Origin of the sequence: Paenibacillus sp. NPDC057934 (genome assembly GCF_042887565.1) — a bacterium.
Classification (GTDB): domain Bacteria; phylum Bacillota; class Bacilli; order Paenibacillales; family Paenibacillaceae; genus Paenibacillus_AQ.
This window is the reverse complement of sequence record NZ_JBHVPB010000001.1, coordinates 103,073-121,808: the sequence shown is the minus strand read 5'-3', so window position 1 is coordinate 121,808 and position 18,736 is coordinate 103,073. Positions and strand designations below refer to the sequence as shown.

24 protein-coding genes and 1 riboswitch are annotated in these 18,736 nt (G+C 46.8%); of the genes, 7 read left to right on the top strand and 17 right to left on the bottom strand.

Annotation, left to right across the window (positions count from 1 at the left end):
• Nucleotides 1–66: 66 nt before the first annotated feature.
• From lepB to ACFVRY_RS00565, 3 genes are all read right to left on the bottom strand, one after another.
• Entirely contained in the window at nucleotides 67–576 is a 510-nt protein-coding gene (gene lepB, locus ACFVRY_RS00575) for a signal peptidase I (protein WP_387495935.1), read from the bottom strand.
• A 39-nt stretch (nucleotides 577–615) separates the two neighbouring features.
• Entirely contained in the window at nucleotides 616–1,017 is a 402-nt protein-coding gene (locus ACFVRY_RS00570; protein ID WP_387495932.1) for a DUF4265 domain-containing protein, read from the bottom strand.
• 83 nt (nucleotides 1,018–1,100) lie between these two features.
• Complete coding sequence (locus tag ACFVRY_RS00565) at nucleotides 1,101–1,961, bottom strand: SDR family oxidoreductase (protein WP_387495929.1); 861 nt, start codon at nucleotides 1,959–1,961, stop codon at nucleotides 1,101–1,103.
• Between the two features lie 245 nt (nucleotides 1,962–2,206).
• Here ACFVRY_RS00565 and ACFVRY_RS00560 point away from each other — a divergent pair, with 245 nt between their 5' ends.
• On the top strand, nucleotides 2,207–3,034 hold the full coding sequence (locus ACFVRY_RS00560) for a hypothetical protein (protein ID WP_387495926.1): 828 nt from the start codon (nucleotides 2,207–2,209) through the stop codon (nucleotides 3,032–3,034).
• A 40-nt stretch (nucleotides 3,035–3,074) separates the two neighbouring features.
• Here the strand turns inward: ACFVRY_RS00560 and ACFVRY_RS00555 are convergent, their stop codons facing one another.
• The 3 genes from ACFVRY_RS00555 to ACFVRY_RS00545 form a co-directional block, all read right to left on the bottom strand.
• Nucleotides 3,075–3,866: a lipid II flippase Amj family protein gene (locus ACFVRY_RS00555; protein ID WP_387495923.1), complete on the bottom strand. Its 792-nt coding sequence runs from the start codon at nucleotides 3,864–3,866 to the stop codon at nucleotides 3,075–3,077.
• 8 nt (nucleotides 3,867–3,874) lie between these two features.
• Nucleotides 3,875–4,276, bottom strand: a complete 402-nt coding sequence (locus tag ACFVRY_RS00550; RefSeq protein ID WP_387495920.1) for a ribosomal maturation YjgA family protein — start codon at nucleotides 4,274–4,276, stop codon at nucleotides 3,875–3,877.
• A 78-nt stretch (nucleotides 4,277–4,354) separates the two neighbouring features.
• On the bottom strand, nucleotides 4,355–4,828 hold the full coding sequence (locus tag ACFVRY_RS00545; protein ID WP_387495917.1) for an NUDIX domain-containing protein: 474 nt from the start codon (nucleotides 4,826–4,828) through the stop codon (nucleotides 4,355–4,357).
• Between the two features lie 218 nt (nucleotides 4,829–5,046).
• On the opposite strand from ACFVRY_RS00545, the gene ACFVRY_RS00540 reads away from it, so the two are divergent.
• On the top strand, nucleotides 5,047–5,223 hold the full coding sequence (locus ACFVRY_RS00540) for a hypothetical protein (protein ID WP_387495914.1): 177 nt from the start codon (nucleotides 5,047–5,049) through the stop codon (nucleotides 5,221–5,223).
• A gap of 107 nt (nucleotides 5,224–5,330) precedes the next feature.
• On the opposite strand, the gene ACFVRY_RS00535 is transcribed toward ACFVRY_RS00540, so the two are convergent.
• The 4 genes from ACFVRY_RS00535 to ACFVRY_RS00520 form a co-directional block, all read right to left on the bottom strand.
• Entirely contained in the window at nucleotides 5,331–5,912 is a 582-nt protein-coding gene (locus ACFVRY_RS00535; RefSeq protein ID WP_387495911.1) for a putative ABC transporter permease, read from the bottom strand.
• A 129-nt stretch (nucleotides 5,913–6,041) separates the two neighbouring features.
• Nucleotides 6,042–6,221 carry a hypothetical protein gene (locus ACFVRY_RS00530; RefSeq protein WP_387495908.1) on the bottom strand — a complete coding sequence of 60 codons (180 nt, stop codon included), beginning with the start codon at nucleotides 6,219–6,221 and terminating at the stop codon, nucleotides 6,042–6,044.
• Nucleotides 6,222–6,405: 184 nt separating this feature from the next.
• On the bottom strand, nucleotides 6,406–7,311 hold the full coding sequence (locus ACFVRY_RS00525) for an ArsR/SmtB family transcription factor (RefSeq protein WP_387495905.1): 906 nt from the start codon (nucleotides 7,309–7,311) through the stop codon (nucleotides 6,406–6,408).
• Between the two features lie 138 nt (nucleotides 7,312–7,449).
• Nucleotides 7,450–8,121: an NAD(P)H-dependent oxidoreductase gene (locus ACFVRY_RS00520; RefSeq protein WP_387495902.1), complete on the bottom strand. Its 672-nt coding sequence runs from the start codon at nucleotides 8,119–8,121 to the stop codon at nucleotides 7,450–7,452.
• Nucleotides 8,122–8,259: 138 nt separating this feature from the next.
• On the opposite strand from ACFVRY_RS00520, the gene ACFVRY_RS00515 reads away from it, so the two are divergent.
• Nucleotides 8,260–8,655: a winged helix-turn-helix transcriptional regulator gene (locus tag ACFVRY_RS00515; protein WP_387495900.1), complete on the top strand. Its 396-nt coding sequence runs from the start codon at nucleotides 8,260–8,262 to the stop codon at nucleotides 8,653–8,655.
• A 59-nt stretch (nucleotides 8,656–8,714) separates the two neighbouring features.
• Here ACFVRY_RS00515 and ACFVRY_RS00510 read toward each other — a convergent pair whose 3' ends face one another.
• Entirely contained in the window at nucleotides 8,715–9,275 is a 561-nt protein-coding gene (locus ACFVRY_RS00510; RefSeq protein WP_387495898.1) for a TetR/AcrR family transcriptional regulator, read from the bottom strand.
• Between the two features lie 218 nt (nucleotides 9,276–9,493).
• Between ACFVRY_RS00510 and ACFVRY_RS00505 the strand changes: the two genes are divergently transcribed.
• On the top strand, nucleotides 9,494–10,477 hold the full coding sequence (locus ACFVRY_RS00505) for an SDR family NAD(P)-dependent oxidoreductase (protein ID WP_387495896.1): 984 nt from the start codon (nucleotides 9,494–9,496) through the stop codon (nucleotides 10,475–10,477).
• A 183-nt stretch (nucleotides 10,478–10,660) separates the two neighbouring features.
• Here ACFVRY_RS00505 and ACFVRY_RS00500 read toward each other — a convergent pair whose 3' ends face one another.
• Nucleotides 10,661–11,455 (bottom strand): AraC family transcriptional regulator, encoded by a 795-nt coding sequence (locus ACFVRY_RS00500; protein ID WP_387495894.1) that lies wholly within the window; start codon nucleotides 11,453–11,455, stop codon nucleotides 10,661–10,663.
• 129 nt (nucleotides 11,456–11,584) lie between these two features.
• Here ACFVRY_RS00500 and ACFVRY_RS00495 point away from each other — a divergent pair, with 129 nt between their 5' ends.
• Nucleotides 11,585–12,931 (top strand): glycoside hydrolase family 30 protein, encoded by a 1,347-nt coding sequence (locus tag ACFVRY_RS00495; RefSeq protein ID WP_387495892.1) that lies wholly within the window; start codon nucleotides 11,585–11,587, stop codon nucleotides 12,929–12,931.
• 57 nt (nucleotides 12,932–12,988) lie between these two features.
• Here the strand turns inward: ACFVRY_RS00495 and ACFVRY_RS00490 are convergent, their stop codons facing one another.
• Nucleotides 12,989–13,675, bottom strand: a complete 687-nt coding sequence (locus tag ACFVRY_RS00490) for an LrgB family protein (RefSeq protein WP_387495890.1) — start codon at nucleotides 13,673–13,675, stop codon at nucleotides 12,989–12,991.
• Nucleotides 13,675–14,079 carry a CidA/LrgA family protein gene (locus ACFVRY_RS00485; RefSeq protein ID WP_387495887.1) on the bottom strand — a complete coding sequence of 135 codons (405 nt, stop codon included), beginning with the start codon at nucleotides 14,077–14,079 and terminating at the stop codon, nucleotides 13,675–13,677. Before ACFVRY_RS00485 ends, ACFVRY_RS00490 begins: the two co-directional genes overlap by 1 nt.
• A gap of 197 nt (nucleotides 14,080–14,276) precedes the next feature.
• On the opposite strand from ACFVRY_RS00485, the gene thiD reads away from it, so the two are divergent.
• The gene (gene thiD / locus ACFVRY_RS00480) at nucleotides 14,277–15,089 is read left to right on the top strand and encodes a bifunctional hydroxymethylpyrimidine kinase/phosphomethylpyrimidine kinase (protein ID WP_387495885.1); all 813 of its coding nucleotides are present in this window, start codon (nucleotides 14,277–14,279) and stop codon (nucleotides 15,087–15,089) included.
• A 180-nt stretch (nucleotides 15,090–15,269) separates the two neighbouring features.
• Here the strand turns inward: thiD and ACFVRY_RS00475 are convergent, their stop codons facing one another.
• A complete protein-coding gene (locus ACFVRY_RS00475) occupies nucleotides 15,270–15,641 on the bottom strand; it encodes a winged helix-turn-helix transcriptional regulator (protein ID WP_387497703.1) in 372 nt (123 codons plus the stop codon).
• A gap of 173 nt (nucleotides 15,642–15,814) precedes the next feature.
• Here ACFVRY_RS00475 and ACFVRY_RS00470 point away from each other — a divergent pair, with 173 nt between their 5' ends.
• Nucleotides 15,815–16,543, top strand: a complete 729-nt coding sequence (locus ACFVRY_RS00470) for an SDR family oxidoreductase (protein ID WP_387495884.1) — start codon at nucleotides 15,815–15,817, stop codon at nucleotides 16,541–16,543.
• Nucleotides 16,544–16,628: 85 nt separating this feature from the next.
• On the opposite strand, the gene ACFVRY_RS00465 is transcribed toward ACFVRY_RS00470, so the two are convergent.
• Nucleotides 16,629–17,102: a C40 family peptidase gene (locus ACFVRY_RS00465; protein WP_066371380.1), complete on the bottom strand. Its 474-nt coding sequence runs from the start codon at nucleotides 17,100–17,102 to the stop codon at nucleotides 16,629–16,631.
• Nucleotides 17,103–17,106: 4 nt separating this feature from the next.
• Nucleotides 17,107–17,243: riboswitch (cyclic di-AMP (ydaO/yuaA leader) on the bottom strand.
• A gap of 449 nt (nucleotides 17,244–17,692) precedes the next feature.
• Nucleotides 17,693–18,454: an SDR family oxidoreductase gene (locus ACFVRY_RS00460; protein ID WP_387495881.1), complete on the bottom strand. Its 762-nt coding sequence runs from the start codon at nucleotides 18,452–18,454 to the stop codon at nucleotides 17,693–17,695.
• Nucleotides 18,455–18,736: the final 282 nt, after the last annotated feature.

Sequence of the window (18,736 nt, the reverse complement as noted above, 5' to 3'; positions counted from 1 at the left end):
TCTTAAGAAGATTCCAGAGGTTACTTTATCATTTTTACATATACATAATCTGAACGAGGAACGCCGTTAACGCTGAAATAGTAAGTGGGTTGGAATTTCCGCAATCACTTTTCCAATCAACTGATCCTTGGCAACAAACGGCTTCTCCCATAAATGGCCGTCATAACTGATATTCCGGTTATCTCCAAGGAAGAAATAGTGGTCTGCCGGGACCGTAACCGGTCCGAAGCTATAGTTCATCGGCTCTTTCAGATAAGGCTCATCTACCTTAAGGCCGTTTCTGTAGAGAGCTCCCGCTTTGATCTCTACAGTATCACCTGGAAGTCCGATAAGCCGCTTAACATAGCGTTTACCTTCATCGCCGGGCACCGGTGGGTAGAACACCACAATATCGCCATGCTCCAGTGAAGTCATCCACAGCAGTTTCTCAACAATAAGACGGTCATTGATCTGGATGGTCGGAATCATCGACCCGGTAGGGACCTTCATCGCTTCAGCGACATAGGTTCTCAGGAATAAGGAAACTACAAGGGCAATCACGAGCGTAGGCACCCATTGCTTGGCATATTTCATCATGATTATTCACCTCACCAATCTTTATCATTAGCTCTTGCTTCATTCTCCAAAACATTCAATAATGCGGTTCATTTCGTCTTCCACATCGAGCATAGAGTCCTGCGGAATATGAATAACGACCAATCCGCCAAAAATCTGCTCCCAGCTTCCACCAGCTCCATTGACCCGCTGCTTGAAGGCGGCCAGAACCGGTGAATACGCGGTATCTTGGGTCAACAACCAGGCATATCTTTTTAAATCCGATTTCCGTACAGTCTCCTGATAGTAGTAGACTCCCCGTTCTTCCTTTAGCCGGATTACATCCCCCATGGACACGCCTGGATTAAAAATAGGTGTCTCTTCTATTCGATACATGTCCTGATCTACCGGGGTAACATCCAGAACCTCAATCTCAAATCCTCGTTCATCAAAACATATATGCAGCTCCAAAGGCTTCGGCATCAGCATACCTCAATTCTTTCTCTTAAATATCAAATCCATATATGATAGTTTACCTTATTCAGCCCAACAAACACAAAACTTCACTACTTCTTCAAACTCTTATCTATGATTTTTTCAAGCCACTTCCAGGGAAGAAGCGTCTTGCCCCATCTCAGGATACGTGTTCCTTTCCCAATTGGATAACGTAGCCGTGGTGAAGACATCCCTGCAATCCGTCCGATTAGATCTGCCACCTGCTGCGGGTCAGGAGCCGATCCGGCGGTCTTTCTCGTGTAGCTCAGTACGGCATCGAGTCGCTCTTTGTAAGGTGAATCGGGGCTGGTGCGAATGCTGTCCAGTCCTTTGCCCCAGATGGCGGTACGGAATGAGCCTGGTTCAACGATGACAACCTTGATGCCAAACGGAGACATCTCATGGCGCAGGCTTTCACTGAAACCTTCTACTGCGAATTTGGATGCAGCGTAAGGCGCATATCCGGGGAATCCAGACAGACCGCTAATACTTCCAACGTTGATAATCGTCCCACTCTCCTGTCCCCGCATCAGCGGCAGCATAGCCTTAGTTACAGCAATAAGACCGAACAAGTTCGTCTCGATCTGCCCACGCCAATCGTCCATGGTCACTTCTTCCACGAATCCACCTACAGCGTATCCCGCATTGTTCACCAGCACATCTATTCTTCCAAAAGTTGCGATCACTTTGGCCACGGCCATATCAATGGAGCCTTGGTCTGTTACATCCATATGTATAAAGTACAGCCTATCCAGCACGCCCTCCTGCCGGGCCTGTTGCTCAAGTTCACTACTGCGGCCGAGGTCCCGCATCGTTGCTGCCACCTTGAAGCCTTTCTTGGCAAGCGTAATAGCGGTCAGCAGCCCAAAGCCGCTGGAACTACCGGTTATTAGGGCTACCTTTTCCTTCGAACGTTCCTGATAGGAAGTCATCCTACCCCTCCTTCATTGAAAGATTTGATTTATGTTAACAAAAGTATATTTCATGATCAAAAAGAAAACAAATGTTCTATTTTCTGATTGACTATCCAGTAATTTTCAAGTTATAGTAAAAACATAAATATGATAGATTGTGCGGGCGAAGCACCTCGCAAGACAGGCAGAAATGCCTTTCTTGGGGGTGCTTTTTTTGTGCCCACTACTATTCAGAGAAGAGGTTGAGATCAATGTGGGAGCCAATGATTGCAGACAAAGTACGTAACAGAAAGAGTGATCGCTCAGCGGTTAAGAAGGAAACAGCGGTATATCGAACATTCACTGCTGTAATTTTGCTAACGTTATCCATGCTTTTTCTGCATATGCCTCAAGCCGAAGCGGCAGCATCAGACTGGGACATGGCGCTAGAACGTATTAGTAATCTGTACAACGACTATTCTGCCGTGCAGGAAAACATCACACTGAATACAGGAACCCTCCAGAAACTGCGCAAGCAGAACAATGACGAGTTGAAGGTAATCCAGGGAAAGCTCAAATCCACCGGTCAGGTCCAAATCGACAACTTGAAGTTGCAGGTCGATGCAGCACGCAATAAACATGCTCCACTTCTGGAGAAGTATAAGACACTAGGACAACAGGCGGCTGCTGCCCGCAAAGCCAAAGATCTGAAGAATGCCGCGGTCCTCGATCTGCAGCGCAACAAGCTCAAAGCAGCGGTGTCAGCGGCACAGGCAGAGATCAAAGCTAAATCCGAAACGTTGGCGGTAGTCCGTAAGCAGACCACTGACAAGACCCAGCCAGCTAGGGAAACTCTAGCAGCTATATCAGCACTTCGGAAGGAGACCGCCACAGGGAATAGAGAGCTTACTGTTGCACAAAGGCTTCGCACAGAAGCTCATAAGCGCTATCAGGCAGGAATGAAGCAAGGTGACGCACACGCTGCTGCTGACGGAATGGAGACCTCTTTTGCCAAGATGAAAATCGTTCAGGCCTTGCAGCTAAAGCTGATAGGCTGGGAGAAACAAATCTCCACCCTGCTCCGAGCAGCGGAGCTGAAACTCCCGAAATAAACACTAGAGCTGACGGGCTGTTGATGCCGACCACTTTTAATTAGATCAGCTTGACCAACATACTAATGAAGAGCGCAGCAGGATACAACACAACTTGGCCCAGTAAGGTGCCCAGGAATCTTGAGCCCATCAGCACAACATATATTTTCCCAAGCTGATCCCGATACTCTGCATGCTGAGTGGCCTTGTGCGTAATAATCCCCAGCTGCGGGTCAATGAACACTGTAAGCATAATCGTCGCCAGCCCGTTAATAAGTCCGGATGCCTGTGAGGCCGTCGTACTGAACTGTGGAACGAGATGTGCTGCATAGAGCGAAGACAACACACCTACGGTGTAGAAGGCCGTAACGAAGATATTCATGACGATAAAACGTTTAGGAATGCCCAGATACCTGAAGCTGTAGAGTCTTACCTTTGGTTTTCTTATGTATTTTCGGGTGTTCTTGAGCTGGCTTATCGTGACACTGTTCAGCAGTTTAGGAATGGACCCTTCGATTTCCAGTTTGGAGATGACCCTTTCGAACAGACCTACAAATGTCGGGAAGACTGCTATAGCAATTAAGGTGCCCAGAGATGAAGCCAGCATAATAATCATTAAATAGTTAAGAAGCGGGAAACCCGGATTCACTTTGGCATAATCGACGAATTTAGCTGTCAACGGGGCCTGGATCATATTGGCCGTTCTGGATACAAGAACAATGATTCCTGTCAAAGATAGGGCAATCGCAATTTTGTTTAGCCTCACCCCGGCGAATCTAATCGAATAGGATAGAGTCTCCGCGGTATGGATGATCAAGGTGAGCAGGCATACAATAATTAAGCTGTTGGTCATGTTCTCATTCATCTCCAATGCTTGTCTTTATAAGCTTGCGAGATCGCTCTATCCAGAACAAAGACGACAGTAATTCCGATAGTATACCTGAGTAGATCAATCCACAGGAACCCTTTTCCTAATACCAGGCCTCCCAGTACAGTAGCACGTATGCTGTTTATCCAGTCCGCTTGATATAACTGGCTGAACTCAATGCCATAACTGAACAGCAGACTTAGCCAGAAGGAGAGCAAGAGCTGTCGTCTAGTCAATAATAGCCGGAAGCCAAAGTAGACCATACTGCCCCATAGCGCATCGCCAAAATGTCTGGAGATAAACAGCGGCAACTCATCCGCAAACGCCCTGGATTCAAGGCCAAGCACGATGACGAACAGAACGGCGGCAAGGTAGATTAGTTTAGTTCTCCACATGATATAAATACCTATAAATATATGTTCTCATTATTGCCTCCAAAATTATGTCCATGACTTCTACTAACAAATGATGCTTTATTCAAATAACGGTTTTAAGGAAGAACTGTTCTTTGCAAAAATCTCTTTCGGATAAGGAATCGCTAGCTCTGGCAGTTCTTCTTCCTTAAAAAACTTCAGTTCCTCCGCCTCTCCATCCAGTCCGATTAACGTTCTATTGATCATTGAACATTCAAATACCATAGCCAGATACTCCACCTGATGACCATTGTTATATTCGAATCTAAATTTCTCACCGCCAAACACACCGATCATCCGATTCGGATTAACCATGAGTCCCGTCTCTTCGTACACCTCTCTTCGTATAGAACGTGAAGGCTTCTCGCCCGGTTCGATGGCGCCTGCAGGCAGGCCCCACAGTGTCTCGCCCGGTTTGCGGATAAACAGGATCTTGTCCTCTTCATTTCTTATGACTGCCGCTACAGAGGGGATTAGTAGCAACTCTGGTCCGATCTTTTCCCGTAATCCCCGATAATACTCAGACATTGGCATGGCTAACCATCCTTTGGGTTTATGACGTGACCTTAATTAAACTACTGTATATGTATATTAGACAAAGCCCTGTCATTGACCTTGTTCATCTTAACTTTTTCTTCCATCGGTTCAAAACATGCACCTGTTGTAGTGAATTTGCATAGTCCCGGCTGATTACTGCCACAATAGATAGATAAGCACCATGCCTATCATTCGATGTCAGGGAGGATTATACAATGAGTCCAGTCAAACCGGATAAAAACCTGATCAACACAGTAAGTGACCTTGAGACAACACCTGTGACAAGCCAGCAAGCCCAGCAGCTTGGACAAAAGAAAAAAGACCATCGGAAAGAAATGATCAGTAGTGATGATCAGAAATTCCAGAAGCCTGAACAGAATACGTATAAATAATGCGAAAAAGGGAGCTCTGTACCTCTGTACAGGGTTCCCTTTTGATTGTCAGGCCCAGCCTCTCATTATTATGAAGACTACTCTCCCTTCATGATATTAGAAAATCTTTAACCCTCTCCTAGCTCCATTTCTTTCTGCCCCCGAGCTCGGGTCCAGCAGGTCCATAGCAGATCTGCGCTAAATAACAGGATCACTAGCGGCATGGCTATCTGCCATACCACCCCCACCTGACGGTACAACAACACCATGAGCGGCTGAAGCACATATACACAAGCAATGGACAGCATCCACCAGTATAAAGAAAAGCGCAGGCAGATATGTCCATGAAGCTGGTAAGACATACCGGAGTAGTCCCACCATTGCTTGTGAAAAGCTTTTTGCAGCAGCCAGCCACTAGCGTATTCAACCGCTGACGGGATCAGCAAGGCACATAACAGGAATATTGGGAGCGGTACTCCCAAATCCCGAGTAGCCAGCAGCAACAGCGGAGCCAAGCCGTACATCGGTTTGAATGGACCTCGCAGAAAACCTTCTTTGCGAAAGGTGCCCTGACTATATAAATTGTAGGTTCCTTCGAGTACCCAGCCCAGGAAGGAATACACCATAAAGTAAAAAAAGTACTCACTAACCACGGCAACTGGCCCATAGTTATACAACGAGATATACGGTGTTCGTGTGAAAATTGACATGGATCTCGCCCCCTGCCTGTTCAATTGGTGATTGAACATCGGGACATAGTATGCCTTCCTTAGACTGGCAATATTCGCTGTAACCATAACAAAACAGGCCATCCATATGGACGGCCTGTTTGGCAGTTATTAGTCCTGATTATTCGGAAGCGGATCAGGATGCGCGGATTCCGCAGGCTTGGCGACCCAATCGTCCGCCTGTGGCTCGATGTCGACCCCACTCTCAATCTTCTTGATTTCCGCCAGTGAATCACCGGCTTTATTTTTCTTATTGCGGATGTCCGCTTCATTCTGAATATGATCCGTCATGTGAAATCCTCCTTTTGGGCTGTACGATGTTGTTCTTAGTTATCGTTACCCGTTAAGGTTGTTTCCAAACATGACATATTTAACGCTCCGGACGGATGATCTTGGGAGCGCTGGGGAAACCCTAGTCGGTAACAATTACGCCGACAGCGACGGCAAGACAGCTGTACCGCAGCTTTTCATAGGCTCATTCGCTGTAGACTCTGAACACAATATCCTGCTCGTAATTTCCGCTTCCGCAGCCGTATAATGCCAGTCGGCCTCGCCTTCGGTTCACTTCTGCAGCCGTAACCCTGAATGTCCATTGCTCGTGATGCCAGCAAATATCAGCCAGCGTCACTTCGGAAATTTGTTGTCCATCCATATATGTGCCGCTGGCGTTAATCCGCAACACTTTTAGCAGCCCCCGCCGATTCACTTCATTCTTCCAATAATCCGCGGTCAGGGAATTCCTCAGTTTGCTTGACTCTCCTGGTCCGGTCCATCTCCCCAAATCTCTGTCGTTCAGTGTAAAGATGATGTCAGTCGGCCATTTCTCGTTCACATGCGACGCCTCGGAGCCGATTTCCATGGAGATTTCAATCTCCTGCACCGCGATGTCCCTGAAAAGATAATTGGGCACTTTGTATTCCACATATCCCTTATCCAGCCACAGGACGCTAATATCAGCATGGCCGGGGTCTCTGAATCTTCGTGTATCATCATCACAGTAGCCTACCACTTTATCAGTGCCCATAATTCCGCAGCCAGGAGCGGCTTGCAAATCGGTGTAATGCCCGACAGGAACGGATACCTCGACGACTTTTCGAGCAACCGCACTTGCCCCCGTCAGTTTCACCAGAAAGTAGTTCGCAGACAGCGAACAATACTTATAGGTACCTCCGTCGATTCGTCTCATTTTGGAGCTGACTATGCCCGCTTTCTGCAGTTTGACTACATGAGAGCTGACAATTGCACTGCTAAGATGAAGCTCTGCAGCAAGCTCCTTGATATGCATTTCCCGCTCACCCAGCAAATCTACAATCCGCAGACGGACTTCGCTGGCAAGTGCTTCATACACCCGTAGGGATTGGGTATCTGTCGTTAAGTACATGTGAACACCTCCATAATCATGATGGTCATGAAATTATATATCAAGGAACAGAATAAATACATAATTTTGGATAAAGATTGGGAAGTCTCATAAAAAAAACAGGCACGGAGTGCTCCGGCCTGTTCTTGATATCACTTCTTACACCCACTGGATTACCTGACCAGCGTCTTGCCGTATCTTCACACGCGGATCGTTAAGCCGATAGCCAAACGCCACCATACAGGAAATGCCAAAGTGATCGGCATCCATAATCCCTTCTGCGGACAGGATTTCTTCAATCTTACGTTTGTGAAAGCCCTCAATGGGACAGGAGTCCACTCCGATTTGCGCTGCAGCCGTCATCATATTGCCTAGCGCAATATAGGATTGCCGGCACCCCCATTCAAATAACGCCCGTTCATTATCTGCCAGTTCAAAATCATTTTTCAGGAACGAGGCGTACTTGTGTTTCCTTCCCTCGAAGACCTCAGGTGGCAGGCTTTGAACATTTTGCATGAGTTCACTGAGATAATCGGAGTCAGACCGCAGATCTTTAGGCAGTCTGGACAAAATAAGTACGAAATGGCTCGCCGTCCGCAGCTGTTTCTGCGCTCCCCAGGCATTGTCATATAATTTCTCACGGATCTCTGGGTTCTGAACCACAACAAATTTCCATGGTTCAAAGCCAAAAGAGCTTGGGGACAATCGTCCAGTCTCCAATATAAATTCAAAATCCTCATCGCTTATCTTTTGATTGCTATCAAATTCTTTGGTCGCATGTCTGAAGTTGTAAGCTGACAGGATTTCTTTTATCACAGATGTTGTTTCCATTAATGATCCCTCTCTTCTTCTCATTGAATTGACGTATAACCGGTCACAGTTTTAATATTAAGTTATATACTTCGTTTTTATAAGTACGCACATTAATGTGGTGTAGTATATAAAATGATACCAAGGGGAGAATATCTCATGCCTAATCGAAAAAGCCGCTTTAGCGACGATATCTCACTGGACACAGGGCAGGCTTGTCCTGTAGAACATACACTGAATGTCATCGGTGGAAAATGGAAGGGAATTTTGTTGTATCATCTAATGGATGGGACCAAACGATTCAGCGAATTCCGCCGGATCTGTCCGGGAATTACCCAGCGGATGCTGACCTTGCAACTTCGTGAGTTAGAAGAAGACGGTGTAGTGCACCGTGAAGTGTACCATCAGGTTCCTCCCAAAGTGGAGTATTCGTTGACCGAATTTGGAAGAACCTTAACTCCGATCATCATGCTTATGAAGGATTGGGGCGAGGAATATAAAATAAAACAGCTTTCTACAGAAAGCTGTGGCATAGACACAGAAGCCGGCCAATAAGGCCGGCCTTTGTATATAGAAACTCAGGTTATTAAAAGCTTTGGGTTTCTTTTTTCTTTTTAGGCAAGAGCTAGAATGACCTCTACTAATTGCCGAATTAATTGCTGTAGCTCACTCGAGTTTTTTGCAACGATTTTGAACCCGCGCAAAGAGCTTGTTAAAAGGTAGGCCAACTGCTGTGGATCCAGCCCTTCACGTTCCTCATGGCGTTCGAAGTGTTCTTGTATCAGTGAAGCCAATACACCTTCAAATTTCTTATAGCTCATGTCTAACGCTTCGCGGGCAAATTCATAGGAGCTGTCCGAAATTTCCCTGATTTCTGGTGAATGCAGCGCCTGATCGAATATGTTGATCGCCCAAACCTCAAAAGCATAATAGATTTTTTCTTTGGGTGTCTCCCTCTGCATCAGCCCTTTTTGTATTTCCTCTATAAGGTTTTCCCCATTGAAAAGTATCGCGGAGTTAAAAACCTCCTCTTTACTCTTGAAAAATAAGTAAAGGCCCGCCCGTGAAATTCCAGCTGCCTGAGAAATATCATTCATTGATACACGCTTATACCCATATTTGTAAAATACCTCAAGTGCGGTCGAAATAATGTGAAGCCTCTTTTGATCGTCCATTCAACAATACCCCAGTCTTGATTTTCTTTAAGTTTATTATATAGACACTTTACAATATCTGTCCACTCGTTTATTATATACACATAGACATTTACCATATTTTGTCTAATAGTTTAGAGCTAGAGGTGTTAACTGGATAAATATTTTGGCAATATCCTTGTATTGAATACCTGCCAATCCTGCAAAATATATGATTTAAAAAGGAGAATACTAACAACATGAGTACAGAACAAAAGCCGCTGCAATCAGGTTTTGGATTTCATACTACTGCACAGGAAGCTTTAGCCGGGCGCGATCTCCACGGGAAAATTGCCATAGTAACAGGTGGCCACGGCGGGATTGGACTTGAAACGACAAGAGTACTCTCGAAAGCCGGGGCTACAGTTATTGTCGGGGCCCGTAATGTAGAGCAGGCACAACAGAATGTAAGTCAATTCAACAATGTAGATGTCCTTCAATTAGATCTTTCCAATCCAACATCCATTGATGCTTTTGCCGCCGAATTTCTAAAGTCGGATCGTCAGCTTGATATTCTAATTAATAATGCCGGTGTTACAGCTCCCCCAGAAATTAAAGATTTTCGTGGATATGACACTCAGCTGGCGACCAATTATTTAGGTCATTTCCAATTGACCGTTAGACTTTGGGAAGCATTGAAAAAATCAGGGAACGCTCGAGTAGTCTCTCTTTCCTCCATCGGTCATATGGATGGTCAGGTTGATTTGAGCGATCTTAACTTTAATACCAGACCCTATAACACAGACATTTCGTACGGACAATCTAAAACTGCAAGCTCGCTGTTTTCCATTGAACTTGATAAAAGGGGCAAGGAGCATGGCATCCGGGCATTTGCTGTCCATCCTGGAGGCATATTGACGGGTCTGACCCGCCATTTATCTGATGAGGTGCTCGCACTTTGGGGCGTTCATCGTGATGCTGCTGGTAACTTCATTTCACCTGAAGGGTTTAAAACCGTTGAGGAAGGTGCCGCCACAACTATCTTTTGCGCAGCAAATTCGATATTAGAAGGAAAAGGTGGCGTGTACTGCGAAGACTGTGATATAGCGGAGTTCGTCTCTGATGATTACAGTGAGCGTAAAGGCGTTCGCAATTGGGCAATTGATCCCGCCCTAGCCGAGTCGCTGTGGGAACAAAGTGAGGAGTTGCTTAACATCCCTCACGGCACGATCCCACAGGCTTGACATTAACTAAATATAGTTAACAAGGTACTCGGTCCCTTCTCATAGAAGGAGCTGAGTACCTTTTCTTGTGACATTCACTTAGGCTCCACCAAACACCCCCATAGATAACCACTGTACTGTATGAATATCCTCCTTCGTGCGAACACTAGGAACTCCATGCGGGATTTCACTCCAGCCACTGAATTATTCCCGTCGTCGGTATACACCAGGGGATACCCCGTAGCGCTCCCGGAACACCTTATGGAAATATGTATAACTGCCAAATCCGCATTCTTCTGCGATACGTTCCAGGGTGTAGTTGCTGTTATCCATAAGGCTCAGGGCCATGGCCAGACGGATTTGCTTGGCATATTGGATCACGGAATAACCAAACTGGGCCTTGAACAGATGTACGGCTCTTGTCGGACTGATCCCGGCATGGGAGGCTACATCTTCCAGACGAATGACGGAGGTAGCATGCTCTTCGATGTAACCTTTCATCTTGAGGGCAAGCAGTAGCGACGCGGACGAGGTCACAGGTGCCTCCTCAATGGCTCGGTCGAGCAGCAGACATAAAGCCTTGAATAAGGCCTCAAGGATTTCTGCGTTACCTCCGTCCAACCTTCTTTGTTCAAGGATAAGCTGCTGCCATACACTGTGTATTTTGCCGACATCAGCAATTCTGATCTTCTTCGGACGCTCGCGTTTGTTCCACCAGTAATCTACCCAGTCACCGGTACACATGACAAAATAATCGCCGCTGTGGCCCAACGGACTTTGTTTCTCTCCGATCCGCAGATCGTAGACCTCCCCCGGAGGGAATAAAAGCATGTCCCCAGGGAGGACCGTCACCATCTTGCCGTTGATCAGCGCTTCGGACTCCCCTTCTACCTGGAGCCGGATGATATAGGTTTCGAGACCGTTTCGGAATAACTGCCGAAAGGGCTGATCATGGCTAACGTAGGCGCTGAGCTGTATGTTTACGCCAATTTTTTCCATAGTCACTCCTCCTTTCTTCACACATTCATGACCAGATTGATGAGGTTATTAGCCATATTGTTTCTTCAAAGGAGGCCGGAATTCCTCCTATAATAAATTTATGAAATTACCTAGGAGGTTATCGTCACTATGAGCCAAGGAACTATTCGCGTCATCCAGACCGCTAAAGATACCGCAGATCGACTGACAGAAAAGCAAGCGCTTACGTTCATTCCTGACACCGAGGAAAAAGAAAACACGCTGATCAACATTTATGATGATCTTGAATATCAAGAAATTGAAGGCTTTGGCGGTGCACTTACCGAAGCTTCGGCAGTAACGCTGGCGAAGCTTAGCGAAGAGAACCAGAAGAAAGTCATTGATGCTTATTTCGATCGGGAGCAAGGCATTGGCTACACTCTGTGCCGCTCGCATATTCAAAGCTGTGACTTCTCACTAGGCAACTACACTTATGTAGAAGAGCAAGATGCCGAATTGACAACTTTCGATATTTCCCGTGACCACACGTCCATTATTCCGCTGATTAAGCGCGCTTCCAATGCTGTAGGTTCAGACTTCCGTCTCTTCTCCTCACCATGGAGCCCTCCAGCCTTCATGAAGACGAATGGCGAAATGAACAATGGCGGCAAGCTCAAACCGGAATACAGAGAAGCCTGGGCCAACCTTTTCGTTAAATACATCCAAGCTTATGCCGAAGAAGGCATCGATATCTGGGGAGTCAGCGTACAGAATGAAGCCAAAGCACAACAAATTTGGGATTCCTGTATCTACACCGCTGAAGAAGAAAAGGATTTTGTCCGCGATTATCTCGGACCTGCACTGGAAAAAGCCGGCTTGTCCCACGTTAAGGTATTGATCTGGGATCACAACAAGGAACGTGTCTATGATCGTGCCAAGGTTGCTTTTGAAGACCAAGCCGCATCCAAGTACATCTGGGGCATCTGCTTCCACTGGTACTCCGGAGATCACTTTGAAGCGTTGTCTGCGGTACATGACCGCTTCCCGGATAAGAAACTCTTCTTCAGCGAAGGTTGTCAAGAAGGTGGCGTTCACCTCGGTTCCTGGAAGACAGGCGAGCGTTATGGCCATGACATCATCGGTAACCTGAACAATTGGATGTCCACTTGGACCGACTGGAATATCCTGCTCGACGAGCAAGGTGGTCCTAACCATGTAGGCAACTTCTGCGACGCCCCGATTATTGGCGACACCGTACAGGATGAACTCATCTTTGAGAGCTCCTACTACTACATCGGGCATTTCAGTAAATATATTCGTCCAGGCGCCAAGCGCATTGGAAGCTCCAAGTACACCGATCATCTGGAGACAACGGCGTTCCGCAACCCAGACGGAACCATTGCCGTTGTCGTCTTGAACCGGACGGACAATGAGCTGCCGTTCACCCTCCGTTGCCGTGAACAGCTGGCTGAGACCTCCATTCCGGGTCATGCGATCCAGACTCTATTGTTCAAATAGTGAACAAGAAAACGGGTACCCTCCTTATGATTAGGACGGTACCCGTTTTCTATGTCGCTAGTGATACAGCAGCCAGGCCACCAGTGGAGCAGTGAAGGAACCTGCAATGGCGCATACGGTCATCGCTACCGAGCTCATGGACAAGGACTGTTCTCCATACTCCAGCGCCTTAGCCGTTCCCAGTGCATGAGAGGCCGTTCCTAGACCAATCCCAATTCCAATCTCGCTACGGACTCTGAACAGCTTCAGGATGTACGGACCGGCAATGGCACCGGTAAATCCAGCAATCATAACAAAGACAGACGTCAGGGACGACTCCCCACCCAAGCTGCCAGAGATCTGGATCGCTACTGGAGTCGTGATGGACTTAGGCAGAAGGGACAGAATATACTGCTTCGGAAAGCCCATTAGCAGAGCAAGCAGGATTCCACTGAACATGCCTACTAAGAGTCCAGTTAGCGTGCCTCCCAGAACCGCTGGAAGGTTACGACGCAGCACATGACGCTGGTTATAGAGCGGATAAGCTAAAGACACCACTGCGGGACCCAGCAGCTTGTTAATCCACTGTCCGCCGATCATGTAGGTATCGTAGGGAATTTCAAAGTACAACAGCAGGACGACGACCATGAACGTCGCCGTTAAGGCTGGCATTAGAACAGGGATGCGAAATCTTTTATAGATCAAGGCCATCACTACATATATGCTTACATTGAAAAATACAATTGCAATCGCAGTCAGAATCATCAAGCTTCCTTCCCTTTCTCTTCCGTACCTGGCAGGTTCCTTGGTACATCCATGCTCCATCTGGCAAACCATCTGCTGGAATGCGCCGCCGCACCGATTGTGACGGCCGTACTCAAGATCAGCACTACAATCAGCAGCAGCCCTTTTCCACTAAACAGACTCAAGTGATTGACAATGCCAGCTGTAGCGGGAATAAAAAACAAAGGAAGATATGCCAGGATCGCCGCAGACCCGTGCTCAATCCAGCGGACAGGCACAACCCGGCACAACAACAGAATAAATAGAAGCAACAGGCCGATAATACTTCCCGGTATGGGAAGATGCAAAAGCTGCTTCACAGCCTCGCCAGCCAGGGAGAATAAGTACAGCAGTACCACCTGAGCAATAATTCGCACAATCTTCATCAGACAAAAGTCCCTTCACAGTGTAAACTATCCTTATGTTATTGTAAAAAATGGACTCTATCAGACTAACAGAGATTTCATGATTTTTTCAATGTATAATATGAAACTCTGATGTATTTTCACTAAGTGCCGATTTTTGTTATAATCAATTCAATTCGTACTTATGAATTGAGACATAGAAGAAGGGGACGTTTGCATTGTCAAAAATAATCAAGACTTTAACCATTGCCGGTAGTGACTCCAGCGGGGGCGCTGGCATTCAGGCTGACCTGAAAACTTTTGAGGAATATGGAACGTACGGCTTCAGCGCGCTGACCACCATTGTAACAATGGACCCGGACAACGGCTGGCACCATAATGTCTATCCGGTGGATGCCGCTATCGTTGCCGAGCAGCTCAAAACCATTTTCGCTGGCGGTCCAGTTCATGCCATGAAGACCGGCATGCTGGGCAGTGTAGAAATCGTTAAGGTAGCCGAGCAAGCGATCCGTGAGAATCTGCAGAGCAATGTTGTCATTGATCCTGTTATGGTCTGCAAAGGTGAAGACGAGGTACTGAACCCGGAGAGCGCGCAAGCGATCCGCGATTTGCTGCTGCCTCTGGCCACCGTAGTTACACCTAACCTGTTTGAAGCAGGTGTATTGTCTGGTCTCGGCAAACTCACTACTATCGAAGATATGAAAGAAGCTGCACGATTGATCCACGGACTAGGTGCCCGCAATGTTGTAGTCAAGGGCGGTAAGGCGCTGGATGGCTCCAAAGCGATCGACGTCTTCTTTAACGGTACAGACTACACCGTCTTCGAAGCAGATAAAATCGAACCGGCGCATAACCACGGCGCAGGCTGCACCTTTGCGGCTGCGATTACCGGTGGACTGGCGAACGGCCTGACCGTAGACGAAGCGGTTGCCACAGCGAAAGACTTCGTCTCTGCGGCCATTCGCAACGGATTCGCGTTCAACCAGTACGTAGGACCAGTCTTCCACGGCGGCCACCGCCTGGAACAATAGGTCTCGCCCATCTGGCGAATAATCCTGTCATCCAAAAGAGCAGAGCCGACATCCTCGGCTCTGCTCTTTTTATACGGCTATAGCAAGCTGTTCAGCAGCTTTTAACTTGTTAACGAGATTGTAGACACCCTATCCGGCTAAATGTGCCCTACAGGCTATTTTCCTCAGGCTACCGTCCCCTCAGTTCTCCCTGACAGTCGTCTCGGCACCTTCACGTTCATTTACGAAGCTGAGATGGCTTCTCCCCCAACCACACATACTGTCCAACACCACAGCAATCGTCCTGCCATGCTCAGAAAGGCTGTATTCCACGCGTGGAGGCATCTCCTGATAAAAGATCCGGTCAATGAGCCCGTCCTCCTCCAGCTCCCGTAGCTGCTTTGTGAGCGTGCCTTGGGACACGTCCGGTATCCTCCGCCGCAGTTCCCCGAACCGCTGCGTCCCGTCCACCAGCAGCATGAACAGGATCAGCGGCTTCCATTTGCCCCCAATGACATCCAAGGTTGCCAGAACGCCTGTCAGTCTGGGTTCCTGCGAATTTCGTTTCATCATCATCACCTCTCCTGTTCTCTTCATCATACCTGTGACGCCCCTCCATTGCACGTCTCTCCTAAATAGTACGAATTTTCGTACCGGGTACGAATAAAGTGCGTACTGTGCAGCGCCGTTATTTTACCCAATAATAGAATAGAAACTAACATACGAATAAAGGAGAACAACCTATCATGTCAACTCTTACTTTACAAAATCAACGGGTCGTTATTATAGGAGGAAGCTCCGGGATTGGCCTCGCAACGGCCAAGCAAGCGGTGGAGCAAGGTGCATTCGTCGTTCTGGCAGGTCGGTCCTTGGACAAACTGGAACTAGCCAAGGAGAGACTGGGCGCAGACTCCGTGGAAATATACACATTGGATAACAAAGATGAGGAACAGCTGAAATCCTTTTTCGAGCAAGTGGGTCCGTTCGATCATCTGTTCACGCCTGGTGCCAGCTATGTCAGAGGGCCGATTACGTCAAGTGCGGAGGTTGCCCGCAGTTGTTTTGACGCCAAATTCTGGCCACAATACAATACTGTAAAATATGCTGCCCCGCAGATGCGCCCGAATGGATCGGTCGTACTGATGTCCGGTGCCTTTGGGCAAAGACCGCTCACAGATGGCGCTTCCTACGCTGCCTGCAATGGAGCCATCGAAAGTCTGGGTAAAGCACTGGCGGTGGAGCTGGCCCCTATTCGGGTCAATGTCATTTCCCCGGGAACGATCCACACAGAATTTAACTGGGATGGCGCCGAACAGGCAGTTCGGGATGAATCCTATAACGCCTATGCCAAAATCAACCTGCTCGGCCGGATCGGCACAGCCGCAGAAGCCGCACATACTGTCGTATATCTGATGACGAACGGATATACCACCGGCAGCACCCTGTTCCCAGACGGCGGCTATATTTTACGCTAATCTCCTAGCATACTCTCAAAATAAAAGGTGCCCCGAACAGCCAGAAAGCTAGCTAATTCGGGGCACCTTTTATGTATTTCCTGGATTACTTCTGTCCAGTCATGGCCAGATAGCTTGTCTCACTCACGACACGGCGTGCGGTAACATAACGATCAGCATAATACGATTCCGACAATTTGCTGATGCGAACGCCCTTGCTGCTGGAGGAATGAGCGAACTCACCATCACCGATATAAATACCCGCATGAGAAATTCCGTTACCGAGGGTATTAAAGAATACTAAATCTCCGACACGAAGATCTTCTTTAGCTACAGCTGTTCCAGCTTTAGCTTGGGACTGCGAGGTACGCGGAAGATCTCCGGCATTGAACTTATTGAATATGTATAAAATAAATCCGGAACAATCAAAACCCGCTGCTGTTGTGCCTCCCCATACATAAGGAGTACCAAGGAGTTGGTTCACTTCATTCTCGATCTTAACGTCACTGGCAAAGGCGGCTGGTGCTGCTGCAGTTAATAGAATAGCGGCTCCAAGTACAGAAACAATAAACTTCTTCAGACCGTGATTCTCCCTTCAAATGCCTACGGAGTTAGCTGAGGGTTCGGTTAAAGGTTTCCCTATATTCCCTTGCTTTCAGGAATAATTCACCCAGATGTGGTTCCCCCGTTTTCAACGATTGAAATTCGGCAACATTGATTAATATTTTGTAACTATTTGTATAGTAGTATAGATGTCCCCCTTCTGTCAATGCTATTTGATAGATTCATAACTTTATTTGCTCCCACATTCTTTCTACATATTTATAGATTATACTGCTATTTACCGGTTATTTTTCGCGGAATCGGGCCTGATATTTCTATCAATTCTTCCTCTATCGGTCCCGCAGGCGTACATGAATATGAAAGTAAAAGACTGGTAACATTCTTGTAATCACTGCGGGTAACTGTGGTTTGAGATTAATTAGATTATAATATCAGTTATTTTGTCACAACTATCTTCATTTCCAGGTTTTATAGGTGGCGACCTCTGATTCAGGGTACATTTTCGGAATAGCAAAAAGACGCTACAAGCACCAAAGAATTGGAATGATAGCGTCTTTTAATTACAAGTATAATCAATAACAGAAAGTTAGAAATCTTAAATCGCTATTACCAAGGCAGTTGCTGGTCTTGGTGATAGAACCCGCCTGTTGGACCATCGGCTGGCAGTGTAGCAAACTTAATACTGGTCAGACTTCCTTCTCTTTCATCCAAAGAGGCTTTCTCTCCTCCAAGTCCAGTGCGGACCCAACCCGGATGAACGGAATTCACCTTGATCGGCGTGTCCTTCAGTTCGTGTGCTAAATGAACAGTAAATGCATTCAAGGCTGTTTTAGAAGCATTATATGCAAATGTCTTCATTGAATAAATTGGAGCAGCAGGATCTGAATGGACAGTCAGAGAACCGAGAACACTGGACAGATTTACAATACGCCCTGCTTCAGATTTACGGATAAGCGGCAGTAACGTTTGTGTCAGCTGGATCAGTGAGAAAAAGTTAACATTAAACGTTTCTCTAAGTAGTTCAATTGGAAGTGTACTTGTACGGTTAACAACTTCGACTGATACACTTTCTTCATCCAGTAAGATCCCCGCATTATTAATTAATATATCTAGTTTCCCAAAGTTTTTCTCAATGTAGTCATACACGGTAGCATGATCTGAAATGGTATTCACGTCAATTTTTACGCTCACTACATCTAATCCTTCTTGTTTCAGTTCCGCTGCAACAGCTTGTCCTTTATCCGCATCGCGGGCGCCGATAATTACGGTAGCTCCCAATTTGCCAAGCCCACGAGCAGTTTCCACACCAATTCCACGAGTAGCGCCTGTAATCAATGCCACTTTTCCCTTTTGATCTTGTGTTGTCATATTGAATCCATCTCCTTTTATTTTCGAGAATGATCATTCTCAATATTATTAAAAAAATATCTATCTCACTTACGATCTGACATGCTAATGTTCCCGTCTCAAATGCATCATACCATATTGAGAACGATCGGTAAAGTATGAGAGTTCCGCCAATAGTCAATACGAAATAGCTAGAGCGGATCATGGGTTTTATCTCAGATTATATTGGGGTTCAATATGCATACTATCTGGCAGAACCTCTAGAACTGTAATTCACCCCACATGCGGCTATCCTTCCGCGAA